This is a genomic window from Stakelama portus (assembly GCF_003171655.1).
Classification (GTDB): Bacteria; Pseudomonadota; Alphaproteobacteria; order Sphingomonadales; family Sphingomonadaceae; genus Sphingomonas; species Sphingomonas portus.
Genome location: NZ_QFZL01000001.1, coordinates 803,680 through 823,826 on the forward strand (window position 1 = coordinate 803,680; position 20,147 = coordinate 823,826).

Here is a 20,147-nt window from a genome sequence, read left to right on the forward strand (position 1 = left end):
CATGGCGACGATCCACATATTGCATCTTCATTCGACCTTTGCGCCCGGCGGCAAGGAGCTGCGCGCGGTCCAGCTGATGAACGCTTTCGGCGGACAGGCGCGGCATACCATCGCCTCGGCCATGCCCGACCAGTTGGGCGCGCGCGAACGGATCGCGCCCGGCATCAAATATGAGATGGCGCAAAATCCGCCGCCGCTGACGGGAAAACCCTCGATCGGTCGCTATGAGGCGATTGCCAATTACATCCGCCGGTTCGATCTGGTGCTGACCTATAACTGGGGCGCGATCGACGGGGTGATGGCGGCGCGCGTGTTCGGCAAGGGCCTGCCCCCGGTGGTGCATCATGAGGACGGCTTCAACGCGGACGAGGCGGTTCGCCTCAATCCCGTGCGCAACATGTATCGGCGGATCGCCCTGCCGGCGGCCAATGCGCTGGTCGTGCCGTCGCAGCGGCTGGAGGGAATCGCGCAAAAGGCGTGGAAACAGCCTGCCGAACGTATCGTGCGAATTCCCAACGGCATCGACACGTCTCGATATGGCGGCGCGGGAGACCCCAAATCGCTCCCCGGTTTCGTCAAGAAACCCGGCGAGACGGTGATCGGCACGGTTGCAGGCCTGCGCGCGGTCAAGGATCTGCCGATGCTCGTCCGGGCGGTCGGCGGGCTTTCGCAGCGCGTTCGGCTGGTGATCGTCGGCGAGGGGCCCGAACGACAGGCAATCGTCGACGCGGCCGAGGCGATGGGGCTCGAATCCAAATTGCTCCTGCCCGGATTCGTTGCCGATCCCTGGAAATATATGGGGCTGTTCGACATTTTCGCGCTGTCGTCGCAAAGCGAGCAATTCCCCATTTCGGTGGTCGAGGCGATGGCGGCGGGGTTGCCGGTCGTCGCTCCGCCGGTCGGCGACGTGCCGGTGATGGTCGCACCGGAAAATGCCAATTATATCGGCCCCAACTGGTCGGAAGTGGAATTGCGCAACCGGCTGGAAATCCTGATCCGGCATCCGCACGAACGCGAACGTGTGGGCAAGGCCAATCAGGCAAAGGCGCGCAGCGAATATAGCGACAAGACGATGATCGCGGCCTATGCCAGTCTCTATTCGGAGGCGATGGGCCGGCCGGGTGCGCTGACGCCCTGAAGACAATATGCGCGCGCAAGCGGGCCAGGACAGGAGAGAGGCGTGACCGAAAATCTATTGGCGAGCGTGGAAGACGGCGTCCTGACACTGGTCCTCAACCGACCGGATAAGAAGAATGCGCTGACCGACGCCATGTATGCGGCGCTCGCCGACAATCTGATCGCGGCGGAGAAGGATCCGGCGATACGCGCGGTCGTGTTCCGTGGCGAAGGCGACATGTTCTGTGCGGGCAATGACATCGCCGATTTCGTGGCCGCATCCAATGACGGGATCGCCGAACGCAGCGTGGGGCGTTTTCTCCGCGCGCTGGCCGAATCGAGCAAGCCGCTGATCGCCGCAGTGCATGGCAAATCGGTGGGAATCGGCCTGACGATGCTGCTCCATTGCGATCAGGTGATTCTGGCCGAAGGCGCACAATTGATCGCGCCGTTCGTAAATCTGGCGCTGGTGCCCGAAGCGGCGTCGAGCATGCTGCTCCCCGCGCGGGTCGGGCATGTCCGCGCCTATCGCATCTTTGCGCTGGGCGAGCCGGTGAGTGCCGCCGATGCGCTTGCATGGGGACTGGCGAACGATGTGGTGCCGCATGCCGATCTGAACGCCACCGCCGATGCACTCGCGCGCCGCCTTGCCAAACAGCCGATGGGCGCATTGATCGCGACCAAGCAGCTGATGCGCGATCCGGCGGCGATCCGCGAACGGCTGGACATCGAGAACAGGGTGTTTGCCGAACGGTTGAAGAGCCCCGAGGCGCAGGAGGCATTCGCGGCATTCGCGCAGCGCCGCGCACCGGACTTCACGCAGTTCGGATAAGCCGGCGATGGGCGCGGTTCTGGCAAAAAGGGCGCTGATCGCTTTCCCGGGGCAGGCAGTGCCCGACATCCAGCTTGGCGTGAAGCTATCGCGGGTTGGCAGCGACGCGCTGGAAATCGAATATGTTGTTACCGGCGACGTCGCCGCGATCCGCGTCGCCGATCTGGCAGTTCCCGAGCGGCGCGACGAGCTGTGGCGGACGACCTGTTTCGAGGCTTTTGTCCGACCGCGCGGCGGAAAGGCCTATCGCGAATATAATCTCGCGCCGAGCCGCGACTATGCGATCTATGATTTCGACACCTATCGCGAAGGCATGCGGAATGCGCTCGATGCGCCGCAACCGCGCATTTTCGTCGAAAATGACCGTCAAAGCCGGTTGGCCGTGACGGCGGTGATCGATCCGCAGCATTGGTGGACCACCGGAAGCCGTTGGGGAATCACTGCCGTGATCGAGGATCGTGCCGGCGTCGTGTCGCATTGGGCGCTGGCGCATCCCGACGCACAGCCGGATTTCCACGATCCGAGTTGCTTTACGCTCGAACTCCCGGCACCCAAGCGCTCATGAAATTCGGTATCGACCGGCTGCTCGCCGACCCGGAATTGCGCAAGCCGCTTGAAGGCAGGCGCGTCGCGCTGCTCGCTCATCCCGCGTCGGTGACGCAGGATCTGACGCACAGCCTGGACGCGCTGGTGGCAAGCGGTCTGAACCTCTCTGCCGTCTTCGGTCCCCAGCACGGCGTCCGCGGCGACTTGCAGGACAATATGATGGAGTCGCCGGATTTCACCGATCCCATTTATGGGATGCCGGTGTTCAGCCTCTATGGCGAAGTCCGGCGTCCCACCGGCCAGTCGATGCAGACATTCGACGTCATCCTGATCGACCTTCAGGATCTGGGATGCCGCATCTACACCTATGTCACGACTTTGCTCTATATGCTCGAAGCGGCGGCGGCGCACGGCAAGGAAGTGTGGGTGCTCGACCGGCCCAATCCGGCGGGTCGTCCGGTCGAGGGACTGACGTTGCTTCCCGGCTGGGAAAGTTTCGTCGGTGCCGGGCCGATGCCGATGCGACATGGCATGACGCTTGGCGAAATGGGCGCATGGTTCATCGACCGCTTTGGGCTCGATGTGGCGTATCGCGTGATCGAGATGGAAGGGTGGGAGCCCGAGACGGGTCCCGGCTTCGGCTGGCCGGATTCTCGAGTGTGGATCAATCCCAGTCCCAATGCCGCGAACCTGAACATGGCACGCGCCTATGCCGGCACGGTCATGCTGGAGGGCACAATGCTGTCTGAGGGGCGGGGGACGACTCGCCCGCTCGAATTGTTCGGTGCGCCGGATATCGACGCACGTGCGGTGATCGCGGAAATGCAGCGGATCGCCCCGGAATGGCTTGCCGGCTGCAGGTTGCGCGACATGTGGTTCCAGCCGACCTTCCATAAGCATCAAGGGGAATTGTGCAGCGGCGTGTTCATCCATGCCGAGGGGCCGGATTACGGCCATGCTGCGTTCCGCCCCTGGCGGTTGCAGGCGGCCGGGTTCCGCGCGGTGCGGACGCTCTATCCGGAGTTCGGACTGTGGCGCGATTTTCCGTATGAATATGTCTTCGACAAGCTGGCGATCGACGTGATCAATGGCGGTCCGGCGTTGCGCGAATGGGTCGACGATCCGGCGGCCGCGCCGGGCGATCTCGATGCGATGGCCAGAGCAGATGAGGATGCCTGGTATCAGGAACGCCTGCCGTTCCTGCGCTATTGACCGGCATGAAGGGGCAGCGGATTGCACGCCGCGTCCGAACCGCCTAGACGCCGGACATGTTGGCGGGCCTGATTTTCGCCACCGAGGATGCAGAGGACCGGCCGGGTACGCTCGCCGCGACACTGCCGTTCGGCGGCATGACGCTTCTGGAATATCAAGTGCGGCTTCTGATCGGCGCCGGGGCCGGTCAGATCATGATCGCTGTCGCGCGGGTGACGCCGGCGTTGCTTGGCGCAGTCGCGCGCGCGGGAAAGCGGGGCGTGCCAGTGGATATTGTCCGGTCGGCGGAAGAGGCCGCCGTAAAGGCGCATCCGCTTTCGCGCATCCTGGTAATGGCCGACAGTCTGGTTACCACTGATCCGGTGATGGACCGGATGGCCGCCGATGGACCTGAAGCGCTGCTGGTGACTAATGATCCGAATTCGCCTGCCGCGATAGAACGGCTCGACATGCGCGATTGCTGGGCAGGAATTGCGCGCGTGCCGGCGCATCATCTGGGCGCGATCGCACGGATGCCCGACGATTGGGACTTTCAATCGGCGCTGCTGCGCGCAGCGGTGGAAGCGCGCGCCGAACATGTGCAACTGACCCAGGCATGGGAACGCGGTGGCCATATGGTCGATCGCAGCGCCGAGCGGCTGGCATCGCGCAGCAACGCAGTGCTGGCCGCATTGACCGAACGGCGCACCACCTGGGCCGACCGCTGGATTTTCACGCGGATGGCGCGGCTGATCCTGCCCAGGCTGGTCGAACGGAACGTGCCTGCAATTGCGCTGGCGGCGCTGGGCGGGGTGTTCGGGCTTGGCGGTCTCGCCGCGATGTCGTTCGACTGGGCGGGGTGGGGGTTGCTCGCCGCCATCGTCGCGGCAGTGATGTTCGCCACCGGCGGTGCGATGGCGGCGCTGCGCGGCGAGGACAAGCGCGCGGACCTGTTCGAAGGGTTGATCGGGTTTCTGGTCGCTGCCGCCGTTCTGATCGCCGGCTGGCGCGAATCGGTGGCGCAATGGACCGGCACCGGCGCGGTGCTGGCGCTTGCGACTGTCCTCCTCCACGCGCTGTCCGAACGCAGCGGCGCGCGGCACCGGCGATGGTGGGGCAGCCCATCGGCCTATCTTCTGATCCTCACGCCCTTCGCATTCGCCGACTGGCTCACGACGGGGCTTGGGATTCTTGCGATATATTCATGCTTAACGCTGGCAAGCGCGGTTGAGACGATTCGAGAAAAGCCTTAGTCTCCTCTTAAGGACACTTCCGCTATCCGAGGATCATGTCGGACAACCCCGTCGACATGCGCGATGGCGCCCCCATCGGCGCCAAAGAGCTGCTTGCGCGAGCAGCGGCTGAAGAATCGCGCGCTTTTCATATGCTGACGGTGGCGATCGAGGATTTTTTCCTGCCCGAGGAATCACGGCTCGACGAGCGTACGCGTTCGGCGCTGACGATCCTGTTGCGCGGCATGATCGAAACCGTCGAATCCGAAGTGCGCGCGCATGCGATTCGGCTGCTTTCCGCGCGAAATGCGCCCGATCTCGCCGACGCGCTGAACGCGGATGCGCAGCCGGTGATGGCGCGGCTGATGCGATCGGGGATCCTGCGCGATTCGGAATTGATGACCGAGTTGATGGCGCGGGTGCGTCAGGAACTGCTGGGCGCGGCATTGCCGATGCAGGCGCCCGACGATCCCGAACGGCCGAGCCTGATCAATCGCTATGTCCAGCATCCCGACCGCGTGCTTGCGGCCGGAGCGATGGCCGTGATGATCGCCGAGAGCCGCCGGCATGGCAGTCCCGATACGGGACAATTGTCGCATACCGATTTGCCTGCCGAACTGCATCACAAGCTGGTCTGGTGGGTTGCGGCGGCATTGCGCGAACGTGCCGCCGATGTCGCCGGGGACGCGATCGATGCGCTCGATCAGGCGCTTACCGAAGCGGCGCAGCGCAGCCTGGCCGCCTATGACGAAGGCGATCGACTGGAGGCGGCGGCGCTGCGGTTCGCCTCCGCCGTCGATGCGCAGCCTTCCGAACTGGCGCAGTTGCTGGTCGAATCGCTGGGCGATAGGCGGATCGTGCTGTTTACTTCGTTGCTCGCCCATGCGCTCGGCATCGGATATCCGGTGGCGCGCGACATGGTGCTCGATCCGCGCGGCGACCGGTTGTGGGTGGCACTGCGCGCGCTGGAATGCCCGCGCGAGGCGATCGCGCAGATCGGCTATGCGCTGAGCGAAAGCGATCCGCGCCGCGATCTGGAACGTTTTGCCGACCGGCTTGACGAAATCGCAGCAATTGCAGCGGATGAGGCGCGAGACGCGCTTGCACCCCTGCGGCTGCATCCCGATTATCGGGCGGCGCTATTGGCTCTGGATCGTTCGGGAGGGGAGGGATGAACGCTATCGATCCATCGCTTCCCACTGCAATCGGTCGTGTCGATGCCGATGGGCATCTGATCGACGCCGAACGCCGCCTGGCCGAGCTCAACGAACGTGCGGGCGGGAAGGCAGGCGCTGCGCTTGCCGTGCCGCAGATCGCGACGATCGCGCGACTGGCCCAGCGGCTGGGCATCGCGATTTCTCGCAATGTGATCGCCGCCGATGGCGAAGACGATCTGGAACTATGGGTTCGCGCCGAGCCTGAGGAAGGCGGCGTGCGGCTGGAAGTCAGCGGCTGGCGCCCGCGCGCTGCATGGCGGGCACCCGCGCCGGAGCCCGAACGCGCCCGCGATTTCTTTCGCTCTGCGGCGGACTGGTTGTGGGAAACCGATGCCTCGTTGCGCATCACCTATCTCTCGATCGAAGCGGGCGCGCGCTATGGATTCGATTCGAGCGCGATGCTGGGTCAGCCGCTGACGCGCCTGTTCGCGCTCGAGCAGGACGATCATGGCGAATTGCCGATCCTGGGCGCGGTGGCGGCACAGCGGCGTTTCGACGGCCAGAAGGCCGAATTGCGCGGTACCGGGCGGATGGTCCGCCTCGATGCGACGCCACGTACCGATCCGACCGGGCGTTTTGCCGGCTTCGTCGGTGCGGCGCATATGCTCGAATCGCCGCCGGTCGCACCGAAAGTGGATGCGCCGGTGCCGGTGGCGCCGTTCGGCGGTTTTCCGGACAGCTTCAGCCAGCGGCTCGACCGCGCGCTGCGCAGTCCGCTGGGCAAGATCATCGCCAATGCCGATTCGATCAGCGCGCGCACCGAAGGGCCGTTGAAGGACGATTATGCCGAATATGCGAGCGATATCGCCAATGCCGGGCGGCACCTGCTCGGCCTGATCGACGATCTGGTCGATCTTCAGGCGATCGAGCGCGAGGATTTCACGACCGAGGCCGAACCGATCGACCTGGCCGATGCCGCGCGCCGTGCCGCAGGGCTTCTCGCCGTACGTGCGTCGCAAGCCGATGTGCGGATCGACAAGCCCGCGACCGATGAACAGGTGCCGGTAACCGGTGAGTTCCGCCGCGCGTTGCAGGTGCTGGTCAATCTGATCGGCAACGCCGTCCGCTATTCGCCGCCGGGCGGCATGGTGTGGATCCGGATGGAACGCGAAGGCGATATGGGATGCGTGATCGTCGCCGATCAGGGCAAGGGCATTGCCGAAGCCGATCAGGCGAAGATTTTCGAGAAGTTCGGTCGCGTCGATCCGACCGAGCCGGGCGGCAGCGGACTGGGCCTCTATATCGCGCGGCGGCTTGCGCGGGCGATGGGCGGGGATTTGACGGTGGACAGCGCGCCGGGAATGGGTGCGCGTTTCGTGTTCACGCTGCCCTGGCGGCCGAACTAGGAAAGCGGCGCTAGGAAGGCGGCGTCAGAGGCGCTCTTCTTCGGCCTGACGCGCTTCCCTTTCCGCTTTTTTCCGCGCTTTTTCTTCTTCGCGGGTCGGCACCAGCCGGACCCCCGCGATCAGGATCGCGCTCAGAACGGCGATGATCGCGCCGTTCCGAATCCATTGCCTGTCGTCGATCATGAAGCTGTCGGCGGGCATGCGGACGATTCCCGCGCCCTGAAGCATGAACACTATGCCCGCCAGAAAGCCGAGGATACCGGCGAAGATCAGAATATTCTGTCGCATGACAACTCCCTGCTTCGCCGGTGTTTCCTATCGGATCAGCGCTGCTCCACCGGAACATAATCGCGCTGCGTCGGGCCGGTGTAAAGCTGGCGCGGGCGGCCGATCTTCTGCGCAGGATCCGAAATCATTTCGTTCCACTGCGCCACCCAGCCGACCGTGCGGGCAAGTGCGAAGAGCACGGTGAACATCTCGGTCGGGAAACCGATCGCCGACAGGATCACGCCCGAATAGAAATCGACGTTCGGGAACAGCTTCTTCTCGATGAAATATTCGTCGTTAAGGGCGATTTCCTCGAGCTTCAGCGCGGTTTCGAACACCGGATCGGAAACCTTGAGCGATTCGAACACTTCGCGGACCGTTGCCTGCATCACCGTCGCGCGCGGATCGTAATTCTTGTACACCCGGTGGCCGAAGCCCATCAGGCGGAACGGATCATCCTTGTTCTTCGCGCGGGCGATATATTCGGGGATGCGTTCCGGACGGCCGATTTCGCGCAGCATGTTGAGCGCGGCTTCGTTGGCGCCGCCATGTGCCGGACCCCACAGGCAGGCGATGCCCGCCGCGATGCACGCGAACGGATTGGCGCCCGACGAACCGGCAAGGCGCACGGTCGAGGTCGATGCGTTCTGTTCATGGTCGGCGTGGAGGATGAAGATCCGGTCCATCGCCTTTTCGACCGCCGGGTTCACTTCATACGGCTCTGCCGGCACCCCGAAGGTCATGCGCAGGAAATTGCCGGTATAGCTCAGCGAATTGTCCGGATAGAGGAACGGCTGACCCATCGAATATTTATACGCCATCGCCGCGATCGTCGGCATTTTCGCGATCAGGCGATAGCTGGCGATCATCCGCTGATGCGGATCGGTGATGTCGGTCGAATCGTGATAAAAGGCCGAAAGCGCGCCGACGACACCGCACATGATCGCCATCGGGTGCGCATCGCGGCGGAACCCGCGATAGAAAGTCGCAAGCTGTTCGTGCAGCATCGTATGACGGCTGATCGTCCAGCTGAAGCTCTCCAGCTCGTCCTTCGACGGCAGTTCGCCGTTGAGGAGGAGGTAGGAGACTTCCATGAAGCTCGACTGCTCGGCGAGCTGACCGATCGGATAGCCGCGATGCAGCAGGACGCCTTCGTCGCCATCGATATAGGTCAGGCCGCTTTCGCAGCTCGCCGTCGACGTGAACCCGGGGTCATAGGTGAACATGCCGGTGTTCGCGTAGAGCTTTCGGATGTCGACGACATCGGGGCCGACACTGCCCGCGAGCACCGGATATTCGGTTTCACCCCCACCCGCCGTCAGCTTCGCGGTATCGGTCATGCATGCATCCTTTCATTCAACCTTTAAGCCGGGTCGGCCATCTGATCAGCGATCCGCCCCAGGCTTTCTTCACGGCCCAGCAGCAGCAGGACATCGAAGATTCCGGGCGAGGTGCGCCGACCAGTCAGCGCTGCACGCAGCGGCTGAGCCACGGCGCCCAGCTTTACCCCTGAATCCTCGGCGACCTTGCGTACCGCCGTTTCGAGTTCTTCCGTATCCCAGGAAGCAGCGGCGTCAAGCGCCCCGTGCAACCGGGCCAGCAAAGCTCTCGCGTCGCCCTCTAGCAGAGCATTTGCCGCTTCGTCCAATTCAAGTGGGCGCTTGCGAAAGAGAAACATTGCGCCGTCGGCAAGTTCCAGCAGATTGGCGGCTCTTACTTTGAGAACCCCCATGCCGCGACGCAGCAATTCCCTGTCTTCCGATAGGAGTTCGAAGGGAAGACGATCGGCCACCAGATCGGCGAGGCGATCATCATCCGCTTCGCGGATATAATGACCGTTCAGGTTCTCCAGCTTCTTCAAATCGAACCGTGCTGGTGATTTTCCGACGCCATCGAGCGAGAACCATTCGATGGCCTGTTCGCGACTGATGATCTCCGCATCGCCATGGCCCCAGCCGAGGCGCAGGAGATAATTGCTCACCGCTTCCGGGAGCAGACCCATATCGTCGCGATAGGCATCGACGCCGAGCGCACCATGGCGCTTCGACAATTTTGCGCCGTCCGCGCCGTGGATCAGCGGGACATGGGCATAGGTCGGTTCCGCCCAGCCGCATTCGATCGCCTGCATCGCGCGATAGATCGGCAATTGGCGGAACGCGTTGTTCAGGTGATCGTCGCCGCGAATCACATGCGTGACGCCCATATCGTTATCGTCGACCACGACCGCGAGCATATAGGTCGGCGTGCCATCCGAACGGAGCAGCACGAAATCGTCGATTTCGCTGTTCTGGACCGTGACATTGCCCTGGACCTGATCGGCGATCGTGACGGCGCCTTCGCGCGGCGCCTTCAGCCGGACGACGAATGGCTTGTCGCCGCCTTCAGCCGGATCGCGGTCGCGCCAGCGGCCATCATAGCGGATCGGCTTGCCGGCCGCGCGCTGGCTTTCGCGCAGTTCGGTAAGCTCTTCGGGCGTCGCGAAACATTTATAGGCGTGACCGGCGGCGAGCAGCTTGTGCGCGACTTCCGCATGCCGGGCCTGGCGGGCGAACTGGAACACCGGTTCCTCGTCGCCTTCCAGCCCCAGCCATCCCAGCCCGTCGAAAATCGCTTCGATCGCGGCGTCGGTGGACCGCGCCCGATCGGTATCCTCGATCCGCAGCAGGAACTTGCCGCCATGATGGCGGGCAAAGAGATAGTTGAACAGCGCGGTGCGTGCGCCGCCGATATGCAGATAGCCAGTCGGCGAGGGGGCGAACCGCGTCACCACGCCTCCGCCCGGCGTACCGCCGGTTTCAGATCTTGCGCCCAACCGCGCTTGCTCCCAGACAGAAAATTGATGGCCAGTTCAGCCGGGCATGCCCCTAGCACGGGCTTTGCGTCGCTTCAAATCGCGGCGCGATCACGATTGTCGAAAGCCCGCGAGGCACTGGAACGCTGGCTGGAGGCCGAGCGCGACCAGCTGATATTGTGGATACCGGTGCTGCTGGGCGCGGGTATCGCGGGCTGGTTTGCCCTGGCGCGACCTGAACAATGGTGGGCGCTGATTCTGGCCGGATGCGCGGTCGCGCTCCTTGCCGTTGCGCTTTCCGGGCCCGGGCGCGCCGGGCGCAGCGTGGCGGTGGGTGCGGTGATGGTTGCGATGGGGTGCGGCCTGATCTGGTGGCGGGCCGAAAGCGTGGCGGCGCCGGTGTTGGCGCGGCCGGGCGTTTTCACGGTGACCGGTCGGGTGGTCGATGTCGAGCCGCTGCCGGCTCGCGAGCTGGTGCGGGTGACGCTGCGTACCGACCCGCAACCGCGCCTGCCGCCCCGGATTCGCGTCAATATTGCCGAGAAGGATTTGCCCGATGGAATGGTGCAGGGCGCGAGGATCCGGCTTCGCAGCTGGCTGATGCCGCCCGCTTCGGCATCGGTGCCGGGCGCCTATGATTTTGCGCGCGTTGCCTGGTTTCAGGGGCTGGGTGCGAGCGGCCGGGCATTTCCGGGTGTTACGGTGATCGCGGCGGGGCGGAACGGCGGGCAATTGCGCCATCGGCTTGCCGACCATATTCGCGAACGGATCGATGGCGGTGCAGGCGCGATCGCTGCGACGCTGGCGACCGGGGATCGCGGCGGCATTTCCGATGACGATGCGGAGGCGATGCGGCGATCGGGTCTGGCGCATCTCCTGTCGATCAGTGGGCTGCATGTCACTGCCGTAACCGGGGCGGCGATGCTGTTGGTGCTGCGGTTGCTGGCGCTCAGCCCGTGGCTGGCGTTGCGGGTGCGGTTGCCGCTGGTGGCAGCAGGCGCCGGGGCACTCGCCGCGATCGGCTATACGCTGCTCACCGGCGCCGAAGTGCCGACGGTGCGATCCTGCGCCGCGGCGCTGCTGATATTGCTGGCGATGGCGCTGGGGCGCGAGGCGATTACGCTGCGGCTGATCGCCGCCGGGGCATTGCTGGTGCTGCTGCTTTGGCCAGAAACGCTGGCAGGGCCGAGTTTTCAGTTGAGCTTCGCCGCCGTCACCGCAATCGTTGCGTTGCACGAAAGCCCGCTGGTTCGGCGCTGGTTCGCCCGACGCGAAGAGCGATGGTGGCGGCGCGGCGGGCGCATCCTTGGCTCGCTGTTGCTCACCGGGTTTGTCGTCGAAGTCGCGCTGATGCCGATCGCGCTGTTCCATTTTCACAAGGCGGGGATTTACGGCGCGCTGGCCAATGTCGTGGCGATTCCGCTCACGACCTTCATCGTCATGCCGATCGAGGCGCTGGCGTTGGTGTTCGATGCGGTTGGGCTGGGTGCGCCCTTATGGTGGCTGACGGGCGTTGCGCTGAAGGCATTGCTGGCGCTGGCGCATGCCACGGCGGATGCGCCGGGATCGGTCGCGTCATTGCCGACCATGCCGAAAGCGGCGTTCGTGCTGATGGTTGCGGGCGGGCTGTGGCTTGCGCTGTGGCGGACGCGGATGCGTTTCGCCGGGGGTATCGCGATTGCGATCGGCGCGGTCTGGGCAGTGGCGACGCCGGTGCCGGACCTGATCGTCAGTGGCGACGGCAGGCATCTGGCGCTGCGCCTGCCCGATGGGCGGTTTGCGCTGCTGCGCGGCAGGGCGGGGGACTATACGCGGGCGATGTTCGGCGAAACCGCCGGATCGCAGGCCGAACTGGCGACTCTGGCCGATCAGCCGGGCGCGAAATGCAGCAAGGATGTCTGCGTCACCGATATCACCAGCGGCGGGCGGCAATGGCGCATCGCGGCGACGCGGACCGACAATTTCCTGCCCTATCCCGAACTCATCAGCCTGTGCGGTACGGTCGATATCTTCGTTTCGGACCGTCGCATGCCGCAAGCGTGCCGGCCACGCTGGCTGCTCGCCGACCCCGGGACGCTGACCCGCACCGGAGGGCTTGCCCTGACGTTGCGCGATCCGCCGACCATGCGGACAGTGTTGCTGTCCGGCGACCGGCACCCCTGGGTGGTTGCCGGGCGGCCTGCGCCGCGCCGGTCATCGCCGAGCGCAGCGCAGCAACCCAAGCCTCAATAGCGGCGCAGAAGCCCCGCGAGACGGCCCTGTACCTGCACCTGATCGGGGCGATAGCGCTGGGGATCATAGCTGCGGTTGGCGGGATCCAGGCGGATCATGCCGCCTTCGCGCCGGAAATATTTGAGCGTCGCTTCGGCATCGTCGATCAGCGCTACGACGATTTCGCCGTCGCGCGCTTCGGCTGCGCGGCGGATCAGCGCATAATCGCCGTCGAAAATACCCGCTTCGACCATCGAATCGCCGGCCACTTCGAGCGCATAATGTTCGCCCGGGCCGAGCAGCGCGGCGGGGACGGGGAGGATTTCGGTCCCTTCGAGTGCTTCGATCGGCGTACCTGCCGCGATCCGGCCGTGCAGCGGCACTTCGATCACGTCATTGGCGGGTTGCGGCAGCGATTTCGCAGGCGATGCCGCCGCGCCGCCGATGGTCGGCACGACCGGCTTCTTCTTCGTATCGCCACGTTCGGGCATGCGCAGTACTTCCAGAGCGCGCGCGCGATTGGGCAGGCGACGCAGGAAGCCGCGTTCTTCCAAAGCGGAAATCAGCCGATGGACACCCGACTTCGACTTGAGGTCGAGCGCGTCCTTCATCTCTTCGAACGACGGCGAAACGCCGGTATCGTCGAGCCGATCGGCAATGAAACAGATGAGTTCGTGCTGCTTCTTGGTAAGCATTTCCGCGACACCCTTCCTCGGAACAGACATGGAACGTTTATGCAATGTTCCACATGCTGTCAAGCAAGGTCGAGGATGTCCACCATGTCGCCCGGTGCCGCTTCCGGTGCATGCGGCGCGCGCAGGACGAGGCAATTGGCGCGGGCAAGCGTGCGCAGCATCGAACTGTCCTGAATCGCCGCGACGCGGACGCGGCCGTCGCGCAATTCGCCGCGCATATAATCGGTGCGCGGGCCGTTGGCCGGAAGCGCTTCGCCGAGCATGGCCGCGCGCGCTTTGGGCCGGGGATCGGCATCGCCCGCCAGCGCCGCGACCAGCGGGCGGACGAAGAGCAACGTAGTGACGAACGCCGAAACCGGATTGCCGGGCAGGCCGATTACCACGGCGTCGCGCAGCCGCCCCGCCATCATCGGTTTGCCCGGACGCAAGGCGATCCGCCAGAAATCCATCTGCGCGCCGACCGATTTGAGCGCCGGTTGCACCAGATCATGGTCGCCGACCGACGCACCGCCCGATGTGACGAGCAGATCGGCGTCGAGCGCGGCAAAGGCGGTTTCGAGCGCGGGCCGATCGTCGGGCAGGATGCCGAGATCGATGATTTCGACCGGCATTCCGGCAAGTTGCGACGCGATCATCAGCCGGTTGGTTTCGGGCAATTGGGCAGGGCCGACCGGCGATCCGGCAGGCACCAGTTCGTCCCCGGTGGCGGCGATCGCAACGCGCACGCGGCGCCGCACCGGCAAGCGCCCATGGCCAGCGACACCCGCCAGCGCCACGCGGGCAGGCGTTAGTCGCTGACCCGCCGCGATCAGCGTGTCGCCTTCGCAAAAATCGAGCCCGCGCCGCCGCACATTGCGCCCGACATGGCCGGGGCCGTCGCCATCGAGATGGAGCTTGGTGCCGTCGCGCCGTGCTTCCTCCTGCACCAGCACGCAATCGGCCCCGGCGGGCATGACCGCGCCGGTGAAGATCCGCACCGCCTGACCCGTGTTTACGGCGCCGGCAAAGCTGCGTCCCGCCGCGCTTTCGCCGATGATTTCCCAGGGGCCGGGCAGGTCGGCATGGCGGATCGCATAGCCGTCCATCGCCGAAAGATCGCTGACCGGTTGCGTGCGCAGCGCGGCGATATCGCCAGCGGCCCAGCGGCCCGCTGCATCGGCCAAGGGCAGATGCTCGATCGGCAGCGCGGGCGCGAGTGCGAGCAGGCGATCGAATGCCTGATCGACCGGCAGCAGGGGCGCGCCGCTCATTGTCCGAAAACCGCGGAAAAGCGTATCAAGTTCGCATTGGTTCGCACCGTGACGCGCGTACGCGCGCATATGTGCGCACGCACGCGTGTGGTCGGGATGCAAAGAAGATGTCGGATGGCCATCGCGCGGTCCTGCCATAGGCGCGGCGGTGTAGGACAGTGGAAATTACATTGTCGGGCGATTGCAATTGCTCTAATCGTTCCCGATATGTTCCTGTAGCTAGATTCGAAAGGCGGCATGATGGCGAGCGTGAAGCGATGCACCTGGGCGCAGGGCGACCCGGTTATGGCGGCCTATCACGACAGCGAATGGGGCGTTCCGGTGCGCGATTCGCGGATGTTGTGGGAAATGCTGATGCTCGAAGGATTTCAGGCGGGGCTGAGCTGGCGGACGATCCTGCATCGGCGCGAGGGCTTTCGGCGCGCCTTTGCCGAGTTCGATCCGGTGAAGGTCGCCGCGTTCGGGCCGGACGATGTCGAACGGTTGATGGCCGACCAAGGCATCATCCGCGCCCGCGCCAAGATCGAAGCGACGATCGCCGCCGCGCGCATATGGTGCGACATGGCGGCGCGCGGCGAGGATTTCGGCACCTGGGCATGGGCATTGGCGGGTGGCGTGCCGGTGGAGAATGACGGCGTCGACGTGCCGGCAAAAACCGAGACTTCCGAGGCGATTTCCAAGGCGTTGAAGGCGCGCGGGTTCAAATTTGTCGGGCCGGTGATCGTCTATGCCTGGATGCAGGCAGTGGGGATGGTCAACGATCACGCGCCCGATTGTTTTCGCGGCCATGCGGTCGGCGAGGCCACAGCCTGACGCTCAATCGAGCGGGCAGTCGATTTCCTTTTCGGTGCAGGCGACCGTGCCAGCGCCCGCAGCGCCCGCGACCAGTGCGACGCAGCCCGAAGACGTGGCCGCTGCGATCAGCGTGAAGGATGCCAGGAGGATTTTCTTCATGGACGCGATCCCTTTTTTTGAAATTCTGCCCTGCAACGCATATCGGGCCAAAAGGCTGCGGCAGGGGGATGTTGCACGCTAACCGATATCGGCAGCTTTCCAGTCGCCGGATTTGCCTCCGGTTTTTTCCAGCAGGCGAATATCGCTGATTATCATTGCCTTATCGATGGCTTTTGCCATGTCATAGATAGTCAGCAAGGCCGTGGTGGCGGCAGTCAATGCTTCCATTTCGACGCCGGTCTTGCCGTCGGTGCGTGCCGTGGCGGTGGCCGTCACGCCGCTATCGTCGGGTGTCAGGTCGATCGTCACTTTGGTGAGCGGCAGGGGGTGGCAGAGCGGAATGAGGTCCGCCGTCTTCTTTGCCGCCATGATGCCGGCGACCCGCGCGACGGCGAGGACGTCGCCTTTCTTGATGCTGCCTTCCCGGATTGCGGCTGCGGCCTCTGACGTCATGGTGATGCGCCCGGTGGCGATCGCCTGACGCGACGTCACGGCCTTGTCCGACACATCGACCATCTGCGCCGCGCCGGTGGCATCGATATGGGTTAGGTTGGTCATGCGTGGTCGCCCCGCCGATGCCGGAATCTTGTATTCGGCGCGGTGTTGCTCCGATGGAGATCCGAGAAGAACAGCCCTTCGACAAGCTCAGGGCACAGGGAAGCGTGCCGGGCGGTCACCCGAGCAGCGCCCGTGTCGCCGCTTCGACATCGGCTTGCCGCATCAGCGATTCGCCGATCAGGAAGCAATGGACACCGTGATCGGCCATCGCGTCGAGGTCGGCGCGCCCGCCAAGTCCGCTTTCGGCGACGAAGGTGCAACCCGACGGCGCCTTGCCGACCAGCTCATAGGTGCGTTCAAAAGAGACCGAGAAGTCCTTGAGGTTACGGTTATTTACCCCGATCAGCCGCGATCGGAGCGCCAGCGCGCGTTCGAGTTCGGCTTCGTCATGGACTTCGACCAGCACGTCCATGCCCTGTTCCATCGCGGCAGCTTCGATCTCCGCCATCTGACCATCGTCGAGCGCGGCGACGATGATCAGGATCGCGTCGGCGCCGATCGCGCGTGCTTCGGTCACTTGCCAGGGATCGATATTGAAATCCTTGCGCAGCACCGGCAGGTCGCATGCCGCGCGGGCAGCGATCAGAAACTGGTCATGCCCCTGAAACCAGCGCTCGTCGGTCAGTACCGACAGACACGCCGCGCCGCCCGCCGCATAGGCGCGGGCATGTTCGGGCGGATTGAAATCTTCGCGGATCAACCCCTTGGAAGGGCTGGCTTTCTTGACTTCAGCGATCAGGCCATAGCCGCCCGCCGCAACCTTTGCATCGAGCGCGGCGCGAAAGCCGCGCGGCGGCGATTGCGCGGCGATGCGCTCGGCAAGTTCCAAGGGCGTGGTCACGGCCTTGCGCGCGGCGACTTCCTCGCGCTTGGCTTCGAGAATCCGGTCGAGCATCGTACTCATACCGCAGCGATCCAGCAGTTGAGCAGCGCGTTGGCAAGCCCGTTGTCGATCGCTTCGCCCGCCTGTTCGACGCCGTCGATCAATGCGGCGGCATGGCCCGCGACGACGAGCGCAGCGCCGGCGTTGAGCAGCACTGCGTCGCGATAGGCGCCGGGTTCGCCGAGCAGCAGGTGGCGCAGCGCGGCGGCGTTTTCCGCCGGTCCGCCGCCGCGAATCGCGCTGAGCGGATGGCGCGGCAGGCCGACATCCTCGGGCGCGACGCGGCGCGGCAGGCTGACATCGCCGGTGGGGATGATCAGGCTGTGCCCGGCGCAGGAAAGCTCGTCCAGTTCCTCTTCGCCCGCGACGACTGCCGCGCCGTCGAGCGCGAGTTGCTCGATCGCCTCGGCATAGACGGGCGCGAAACGCGGGCTGGCGATGCCGATCAGCTGGCGGCGGACGCGGGCCGGATTGGCGAGCGGGCCGAGCAGGTTGAAGATCGTCCGCCGTCCGATCGCCTTGCGGATCGGGGCGATGCGCGCCAGCGCGGGATGGTGTTTCTGTGCGAACAGGAAGGCGATGCCGATATCGGCGAGTGTTTCCTCGGCCTTGGCGCTGGCGCGATCGAGGTCGAGCCCGAGCGCTTCGAGCGTATCCGCCGCGCCCGATTTGGAAGAGGCGGCGCGATTGCCATGCTTGGCGACCGGCACGCCGCACGCCGCGACGACCAGCGCGACCGCAGTGGAGACGTTGAGCGTGTGGTGCCCGTCACCGCCAGTGCCGCACACGTCGATCGCGCCCGGCGGCGCTTCGACCGGGATCAGGCGGTCGCGCATCGCGCGCGCGGCCTCGGCAATTTCGATGCTGGTTTCGCCGCGCAGCGTGAGCGCGAGGAGAAAGTCGGCAATCGCCGCGTCCGATGGCTTGCCGTCGAGTATGTCGGCAAAGGCCTGTGCGGCGGTTTCGCGCGACAGCGGCGTGGCGGGGTCGGGAAGGGGTGTCATTATCGTCACCGCGCCTCTATTCCGGGCGCATCGGCGCGTGTCGAGCAATTCCTGTTTGGGGCGGGGCAAGCGGCGGCGCAGGCATTGTCCGCGCCGCGCCGTTCAGGCGAGCTGTTTCGCGTCGATCCCCGCCAGCGTCAGGAAATTGGCGAGCATGGCATGGCCATGTTCGGTCGCGATGCTTTCGGGATGGAACTGGACGCCGTGAATCGGCAGTTCGGCATGGCGGAATCCCATCACCGAACCGTCATCGGCGGTCGCGTTGACCACCAGGCTGTCGGGAATGTCCGTGACGATCAGCGAGTGATAGCGTGTCGCGGTGAAGGGCGACGGGAGGCCCGCGAACAGGCCGGTGCCGTCATGGTCGACCGGGCAGGTCTTGCCGTGCATCAGGCCGCCGCGCACCACCTTGCCGCCGAAATGCTGGCCGATCGACTGATGGCCCAGGCATACGCCGAGCAGCGGCTTGCCCGCCTGCGCACAGGCAGCGACGAGATCGAGGCTGATGCCGGCTTCGTTGGGCGTGCAGGGGCCGGGCGAAATGAGGAATGCCTGCGCATTGCTGGCGATCGCTTCGGCGGCGGTCAGCGCGTCGTTGCGCACCACCTTCACTTCGGTGCCCAGCTCCATCAGATAATGGACCAGGTTCCAGGTGAAGCTGTCATAATTGTCGATGACGAGGATCATGGGCGAAGCGCTACTCCTTCTGCGTCACGACGACAATCGGCCCGATCGGCACGCCGACCTGGCGGCGGCCGCCGGGCGGATCCCACAGGCGTGAAACCGCGCCGTCGAGGAACAGCGCATTGTCGCAATGGAGCCGGTCGCGGAACAGGCGTGCGAACCGGCCGAACGATACCGGCGCGTCGCTGATCGCGAACCATGCATCGCCGTGCTTGTCCACGCCCACGCCGTTGCGGACCAGTTGCGACACACCGTTATCGGCAAATTCGGGGTGGAGCTTGCCGTCGATCACCAGCATCGGCCCGGACTGGGTGGCGAAGCCGGGGAAATCGGGCCGGTCGCGGACGAAATCCTCGGTTTCGGTGACGTGCCAGCCCTTTGCATCGCCCCAAAACACGCCATTGGGGAGCAAGTGGAAATTGCCCGGCCCCTCGCGCCGGTTGAGCGGCTTGGTTTCTTCGCCTTCCTCGACATAGAGGCCGATCGGCGCGCCGCTCCGGTCGAACATGCCGGCATTCATGGCGAAGGCAATGCGCGGCCAGTCGCTGCCCAGCCGCGATTCGAGCGCGGGAAAGTCGCGCATCGGCACGCCATCGGCATTGCGATCGACCAGACGGATACGATGCCGCCCACGCTCGGCATGGCAAATGGTGAAGGGCGAGCCTTCGAAACGGATCGATTCGCAGGCGCGCGTGACCGCCGCTTGCCCGTTGCGCGCGGCAGGGTTCTGCCCATGGCAGGCGGAAATCATCGCCAACAGAACTGGTACCAGCAGCATTCGTCCCCATCTGGGGAATCGACGCATGCCGGTCGAAGCGGGAAACATGCGCTTGCCCTAGCGCCGCCACAGTGCGAGGCCAAGAACCGCTTCACTGGGTTTATGCCGAACCTGTTTGGGAGGATGGAATGAGTTTCGTATCGTTTTCGCTGCTGGCGCTGATGATGATGCCCGTGCAGGACGTGCCGGCTCAGAACGCGGCCAATCAGGATGCGCCCACGCGAATCCGCAACGTCATTCTGTATGGCGACGAAAGCTGCCCGCCGCCGCAGTCGGACGACGAAATCGTCGTCTGCGCCAAGGGCGGCGATTCGCCCTATCGCATTCCCGAGGCATTTCGCGAGCGCAGCCAGACCGGCGCCAGCTCCAGCTGGGTACGCCGGGTCGAAGTGGTCGAGGACGTGAACCGCGCCGGTCTGCCGGGAAGCTGTTCGCCGATCGGGATGGGCGGCCAGTCGGGCTGCACGCGCGCGCAGCTCCAGCAATGGGCGCAGGAACGGCTGGACGAAGAGCAGCGCCAGTCCGCGATCCCCTGATTTTGCGACATCGGGGCGTGATTGCGTACCAGGTGTGAAACACGCCCCGTTGTTTC

21 protein-coding genes are annotated in these 20,147 nt (G+C 65.0%); 10 read left to right on the forward strand and 11 right to left on the reverse strand.

Annotated features, from left to right (window positions below; genetic code table 11):
• Nucleotide 1: 1 nt before the first annotated feature.
• The 7 genes from DKB74_RS03725 to DKB74_RS03755 are packed head-to-tail and all read left to right on the forward strand — an operon-like array spanning nucleotide 2 to nucleotide 7,480.
• Nucleotides 2–1,138 (forward strand): glycosyltransferase family 4 protein, encoded by a 1,137-nt coding sequence (locus tag DKB74_RS03725; RefSeq protein WP_109806725.1) that lies wholly within the window; start codon nucleotides 2–4, stop codon nucleotides 1,136–1,138.
• Nucleotides 1,139–1,180: 42 nt separating this feature from the next.
• Nucleotides 1,181–1,948: an enoyl-CoA hydratase-related protein gene (locus DKB74_RS03730; protein ID WP_109806726.1), complete on the forward strand. Its 768-nt coding sequence runs from the start codon at nucleotides 1,181–1,183 to the stop codon at nucleotides 1,946–1,948.
• A 7-nt stretch (nucleotides 1,949–1,955) separates the two neighbouring features.
• The gene (locus DKB74_RS03735; protein WP_109806727.1) at nucleotides 1,956–2,513 is read left to right on the forward strand and encodes a DOMON-like domain-containing protein; all 558 of its coding nucleotides are present in this window, start codon (nucleotides 1,956–1,958) and stop codon (nucleotides 2,511–2,513) included.
• A complete protein-coding gene (locus DKB74_RS03740) occupies nucleotides 2,510–3,706 on the forward strand; it encodes an exo-beta-N-acetylmuramidase NamZ family protein (RefSeq protein WP_109806728.1) in 1,197 nt (398 codons plus the stop codon). The genes DKB74_RS03735 and DKB74_RS03740 overlap by 4 nt, the downstream gene beginning before the upstream one ends.
• A 56-nt stretch (nucleotides 3,707–3,762) precedes the next feature.
• Nucleotides 3,763–4,938, forward strand: coding sequence for a hypothetical protein (locus tag DKB74_RS03745; protein WP_109806729.1), 1,176 nt, complete (start codon nucleotides 3,763–3,765; stop codon nucleotides 4,936–4,938).
• A gap of 35 nt (nucleotides 4,939–4,973) precedes the next feature.
• Complete coding sequence (locus DKB74_RS03750; protein WP_109806730.1) at nucleotides 4,974–6,092, forward strand: DUF2336 domain-containing protein; 1,119 nt, start codon at nucleotides 4,974–4,976, stop codon at nucleotides 6,090–6,092.
• On the forward strand, nucleotides 6,089–7,480 hold the full coding sequence (locus tag DKB74_RS03755) for a PAS domain-containing sensor histidine kinase (protein WP_109806731.1): 1,392 nt from the start codon (nucleotides 6,089–6,091) through the stop codon (nucleotides 7,478–7,480). The genes DKB74_RS03750 and DKB74_RS03755 overlap by 4 nt, the downstream gene beginning before the upstream one ends.
• A 24-nt stretch (nucleotides 7,481–7,504) precedes the next feature.
• Here the strand turns inward: DKB74_RS03755 and DKB74_RS18805 are convergent, their stop codons facing one another.
• Genes DKB74_RS18805 through gltX form a run of 3 tightly spaced genes read right to left on the reverse strand, consistent with a single transcriptional unit; the run spans nucleotide 7,505 to nucleotide 10,559 of the window.
• On the reverse strand, nucleotides 7,505–7,768 hold the full coding sequence (locus DKB74_RS18805) for a hypothetical protein (protein ID WP_109806732.1): 264 nt from the start codon (nucleotides 7,766–7,768) through the stop codon (nucleotides 7,505–7,507).
• A gap of 35 nt (nucleotides 7,769–7,803) precedes the next feature.
• Nucleotides 7,804–9,087, reverse strand: a complete 1,284-nt coding sequence (locus tag DKB74_RS03765) for a citrate synthase (RefSeq protein ID WP_109806733.1) — start codon at nucleotides 9,085–9,087, stop codon at nucleotides 7,804–7,806.
• A gap of 23 nt (nucleotides 9,088–9,110) precedes the next feature.
• The gene (gltX, locus tag DKB74_RS03770; RefSeq protein WP_239987356.1) at nucleotides 9,111–10,559 is read right to left on the reverse strand and encodes a glutamate--tRNA ligase; all 1,449 of its coding nucleotides are present in this window, start codon (nucleotides 10,557–10,559) and stop codon (nucleotides 9,111–9,113) included.
• A gap of 96 nt (nucleotides 10,560–10,655) precedes the next feature.
• On the opposite strand from gltX, the gene DKB74_RS03775 reads away from it, so the two are divergent.
• Nucleotides 10,656–12,770 (forward strand): ComEC/Rec2 family competence protein, encoded by a 2,115-nt coding sequence (locus DKB74_RS03775; RefSeq protein WP_338062879.1) that lies wholly within the window; start codon nucleotides 10,656–10,658, stop codon nucleotides 12,768–12,770.
• Here DKB74_RS03775 and lexA read toward each other — a convergent pair.
• Nucleotides 12,764–13,444 (reverse strand): transcriptional repressor LexA, encoded by a 681-nt coding sequence (gene lexA, locus DKB74_RS03780; protein ID WP_109806734.1) that lies wholly within the window; start codon nucleotides 13,442–13,444, stop codon nucleotides 12,764–12,766. The genes DKB74_RS03775 and lexA overlap by 7 nt on opposite strands.
• A 59-nt stretch (nucleotides 13,445–13,503) precedes the next feature.
• Nucleotides 13,504–14,694 (reverse strand): molybdopterin molybdotransferase MoeA, encoded by a 1,191-nt coding sequence (locus tag DKB74_RS03785; RefSeq protein ID WP_109806735.1) that lies wholly within the window; start codon nucleotides 14,692–14,694, stop codon nucleotides 13,504–13,506.
• A gap of 240 nt (nucleotides 14,695–14,934) precedes the next feature.
• Between DKB74_RS03785 and DKB74_RS03790 the strand changes: the two genes are divergently transcribed.
• A complete protein-coding gene (locus DKB74_RS03790; RefSeq protein WP_109807104.1) occupies nucleotides 14,935–15,507 on the forward strand; it encodes a DNA-3-methyladenine glycosylase I in 573 nt (190 codons plus the stop codon).
• Nucleotides 15,508–15,510: 3 nt separating this feature from the next.
• Here the strand turns inward: DKB74_RS03790 and DKB74_RS18680 are convergent, their stop codons facing one another.
• The 6 genes from DKB74_RS18680 to DKB74_RS03815 all read right to left on the reverse strand — a co-directional run bounded on the left by DKB74_RS18680 (nucleotide 15,511) and on the right by DKB74_RS03815 (nucleotide 19,555).
• Nucleotides 15,511–15,648: a hypothetical protein gene (locus tag DKB74_RS18680; protein WP_154670827.1), complete on the reverse strand. Its 138-nt coding sequence runs from the start codon at nucleotides 15,646–15,648 to the stop codon at nucleotides 15,511–15,513.
• Between the two features lie 78 nt (nucleotides 15,649–15,726).
• Nucleotides 15,727–16,206, reverse strand: coding sequence for a cyclic pyranopterin monophosphate synthase MoaC (gene moaC, locus DKB74_RS03795; RefSeq protein WP_109806736.1), 480 nt, complete (start codon nucleotides 16,204–16,206; stop codon nucleotides 15,727–15,729).
• A 115-nt stretch (nucleotides 16,207–16,321) separates the two neighbouring features.
• A complete protein-coding gene (gene trpC, locus DKB74_RS03800) occupies nucleotides 16,322–17,110 on the reverse strand; it encodes an indole-3-glycerol phosphate synthase TrpC (protein ID WP_109806737.1) in 789 nt (262 codons plus the stop codon).
• On the reverse strand, nucleotides 17,107–18,093 hold the full coding sequence (gene trpD / locus DKB74_RS03805) for an anthranilate phosphoribosyltransferase (protein WP_109806738.1): 987 nt from the start codon (nucleotides 18,091–18,093) through the stop codon (nucleotides 17,107–17,109). Before trpD ends, trpC begins: the two co-directional genes overlap by 4 nt.
• 102 nt (nucleotides 18,094–18,195) lie before the next feature.
• A complete protein-coding gene (locus DKB74_RS03810) occupies nucleotides 18,196–18,780 on the reverse strand; it encodes an anthranilate synthase component II (RefSeq protein WP_109806739.1) in 585 nt (194 codons plus the stop codon).
• A 10-nt stretch (nucleotides 18,781–18,790) separates the two neighbouring features.
• A complete protein-coding gene (locus tag DKB74_RS03815) occupies nucleotides 18,791–19,555 on the reverse strand; it encodes a phosphodiester glycosidase family protein (protein ID WP_205007833.1) in 765 nt (254 codons plus the stop codon).
• A gap of 128 nt (nucleotides 19,556–19,683) precedes the next feature.
• Between DKB74_RS03815 and DKB74_RS03820 the strand changes: the two genes are divergently transcribed.
• A complete protein-coding gene (locus DKB74_RS03820; RefSeq protein WP_109806740.1) occupies nucleotides 19,684–20,091 on the forward strand; it encodes a hypothetical protein in 408 nt (135 codons plus the stop codon).
• The last annotated feature ends 56 nt before the right edge of the window (nucleotides 20,092–20,147 follow it).

Coding starts and splice junctions, on each gene's coding strand:
- DKB74_RS03725 (WP_109806725.1), top strand. CDS start 2: ATGGCGACGATCCACATATTGCATCTTCATTCGACCTTTGCGCCCGGC.
- DKB74_RS03735 (WP_109806727.1), top strand. CDS start 1,956: ATGGGCGCGGTTCTGGCAAAAAGGGCGCTGATCGCTTTCCCGGGGCAG.
- DKB74_RS03740 (WP_109806728.1), top strand. CDS start 2,510: ATGAAATTCGGTATCGACCGGCTGCTCGCCGACCCGGAATTGCGCAAG.
- DKB74_RS03745 (WP_109806729.1), top strand. CDS start 3,763: ATGTTGGCGGGCCTGATTTTCGCCACCGAGGATGCAGAGGACCGGCCG.
- DKB74_RS03750 (WP_109806730.1), top strand. CDS start 4,974: ATGTCGGACAACCCCGTCGACATGCGCGATGGCGCCCCCATCGGCGCC.
- DKB74_RS03755 (WP_109806731.1), top strand. CDS start 6,089: ATGAACGCTATCGATCCATCGCTTCCCACTGCAATCGGTCGTGTCGAT.
- DKB74_RS18805 (WP_109806732.1), bottom strand. CDS start 7,768: ATGCGACAGAATATTCTGATCTTCGCCGGTATCCTCGGCTTTCTGGCG.
- DKB74_RS03765 (WP_109806733.1), bottom strand. CDS start 9,087: ATGACCGATACCGCGAAGCTGACGGCGGGTGGGGGTGAAACCGAATAT.
- lexA (WP_109806734.1), bottom strand. CDS start 13,444: ATGCTTACCAAGAAGCAGCACGAACTCATCTGTTTCATTGCCGATCGG.
- DKB74_RS03785 (WP_109806735.1), bottom strand. CDS start 14,694: ATGAGCGGCGCGCCCCTGCTGCCGGTCGATCAGGCATTCGATCGCCTG.
- DKB74_RS03790 (WP_109807104.1), top strand. CDS start 14,935: ATGGCGAGCGTGAAGCGATGCACCTGGGCGCAGGGCGACCCGGTTATG.
- DKB74_RS18680 (WP_154670827.1), bottom strand. CDS start 15,648: ATGAAGAAAATCCTCCTGGCATCCTTCACGCTGATCGCAGCGGCCACG.
- moaC (WP_109806736.1), bottom strand. CDS start 16,206: ATGACCAACCTAACCCATATCGATGCCACCGGCGCGGCGCAGATGGTC.
- trpC (WP_109806737.1), bottom strand. CDS start 17,110: ATGAGTACGATGCTCGACCGGATTCTCGAAGCCAAGCGCGAGGAAGTC.
- trpD (WP_109806738.1), bottom strand. CDS start 18,093: ATGACACCCCTTCCCGACCCCGCCACGCCGCTGTCGCGCGAAACCGCC.
- DKB74_RS03810 (WP_109806739.1), bottom strand. CDS start 18,780: ATGATCCTCGTCATCGACAATTATGACAGCTTCACCTGGAACCTGGTC.
- DKB74_RS03815 (WP_205007833.1), bottom strand. CDS start 19,555: ATGCTGCTGGTACCAGTTCTGTTGGCGATGATTTCCGCCTGCCATGGG.
- DKB74_RS03820 (WP_109806740.1), top strand. CDS start 19,684: ATGAGTTTCGTATCGTTTTCGCTGCTGGCGCTGATGATGATGCCCGTG.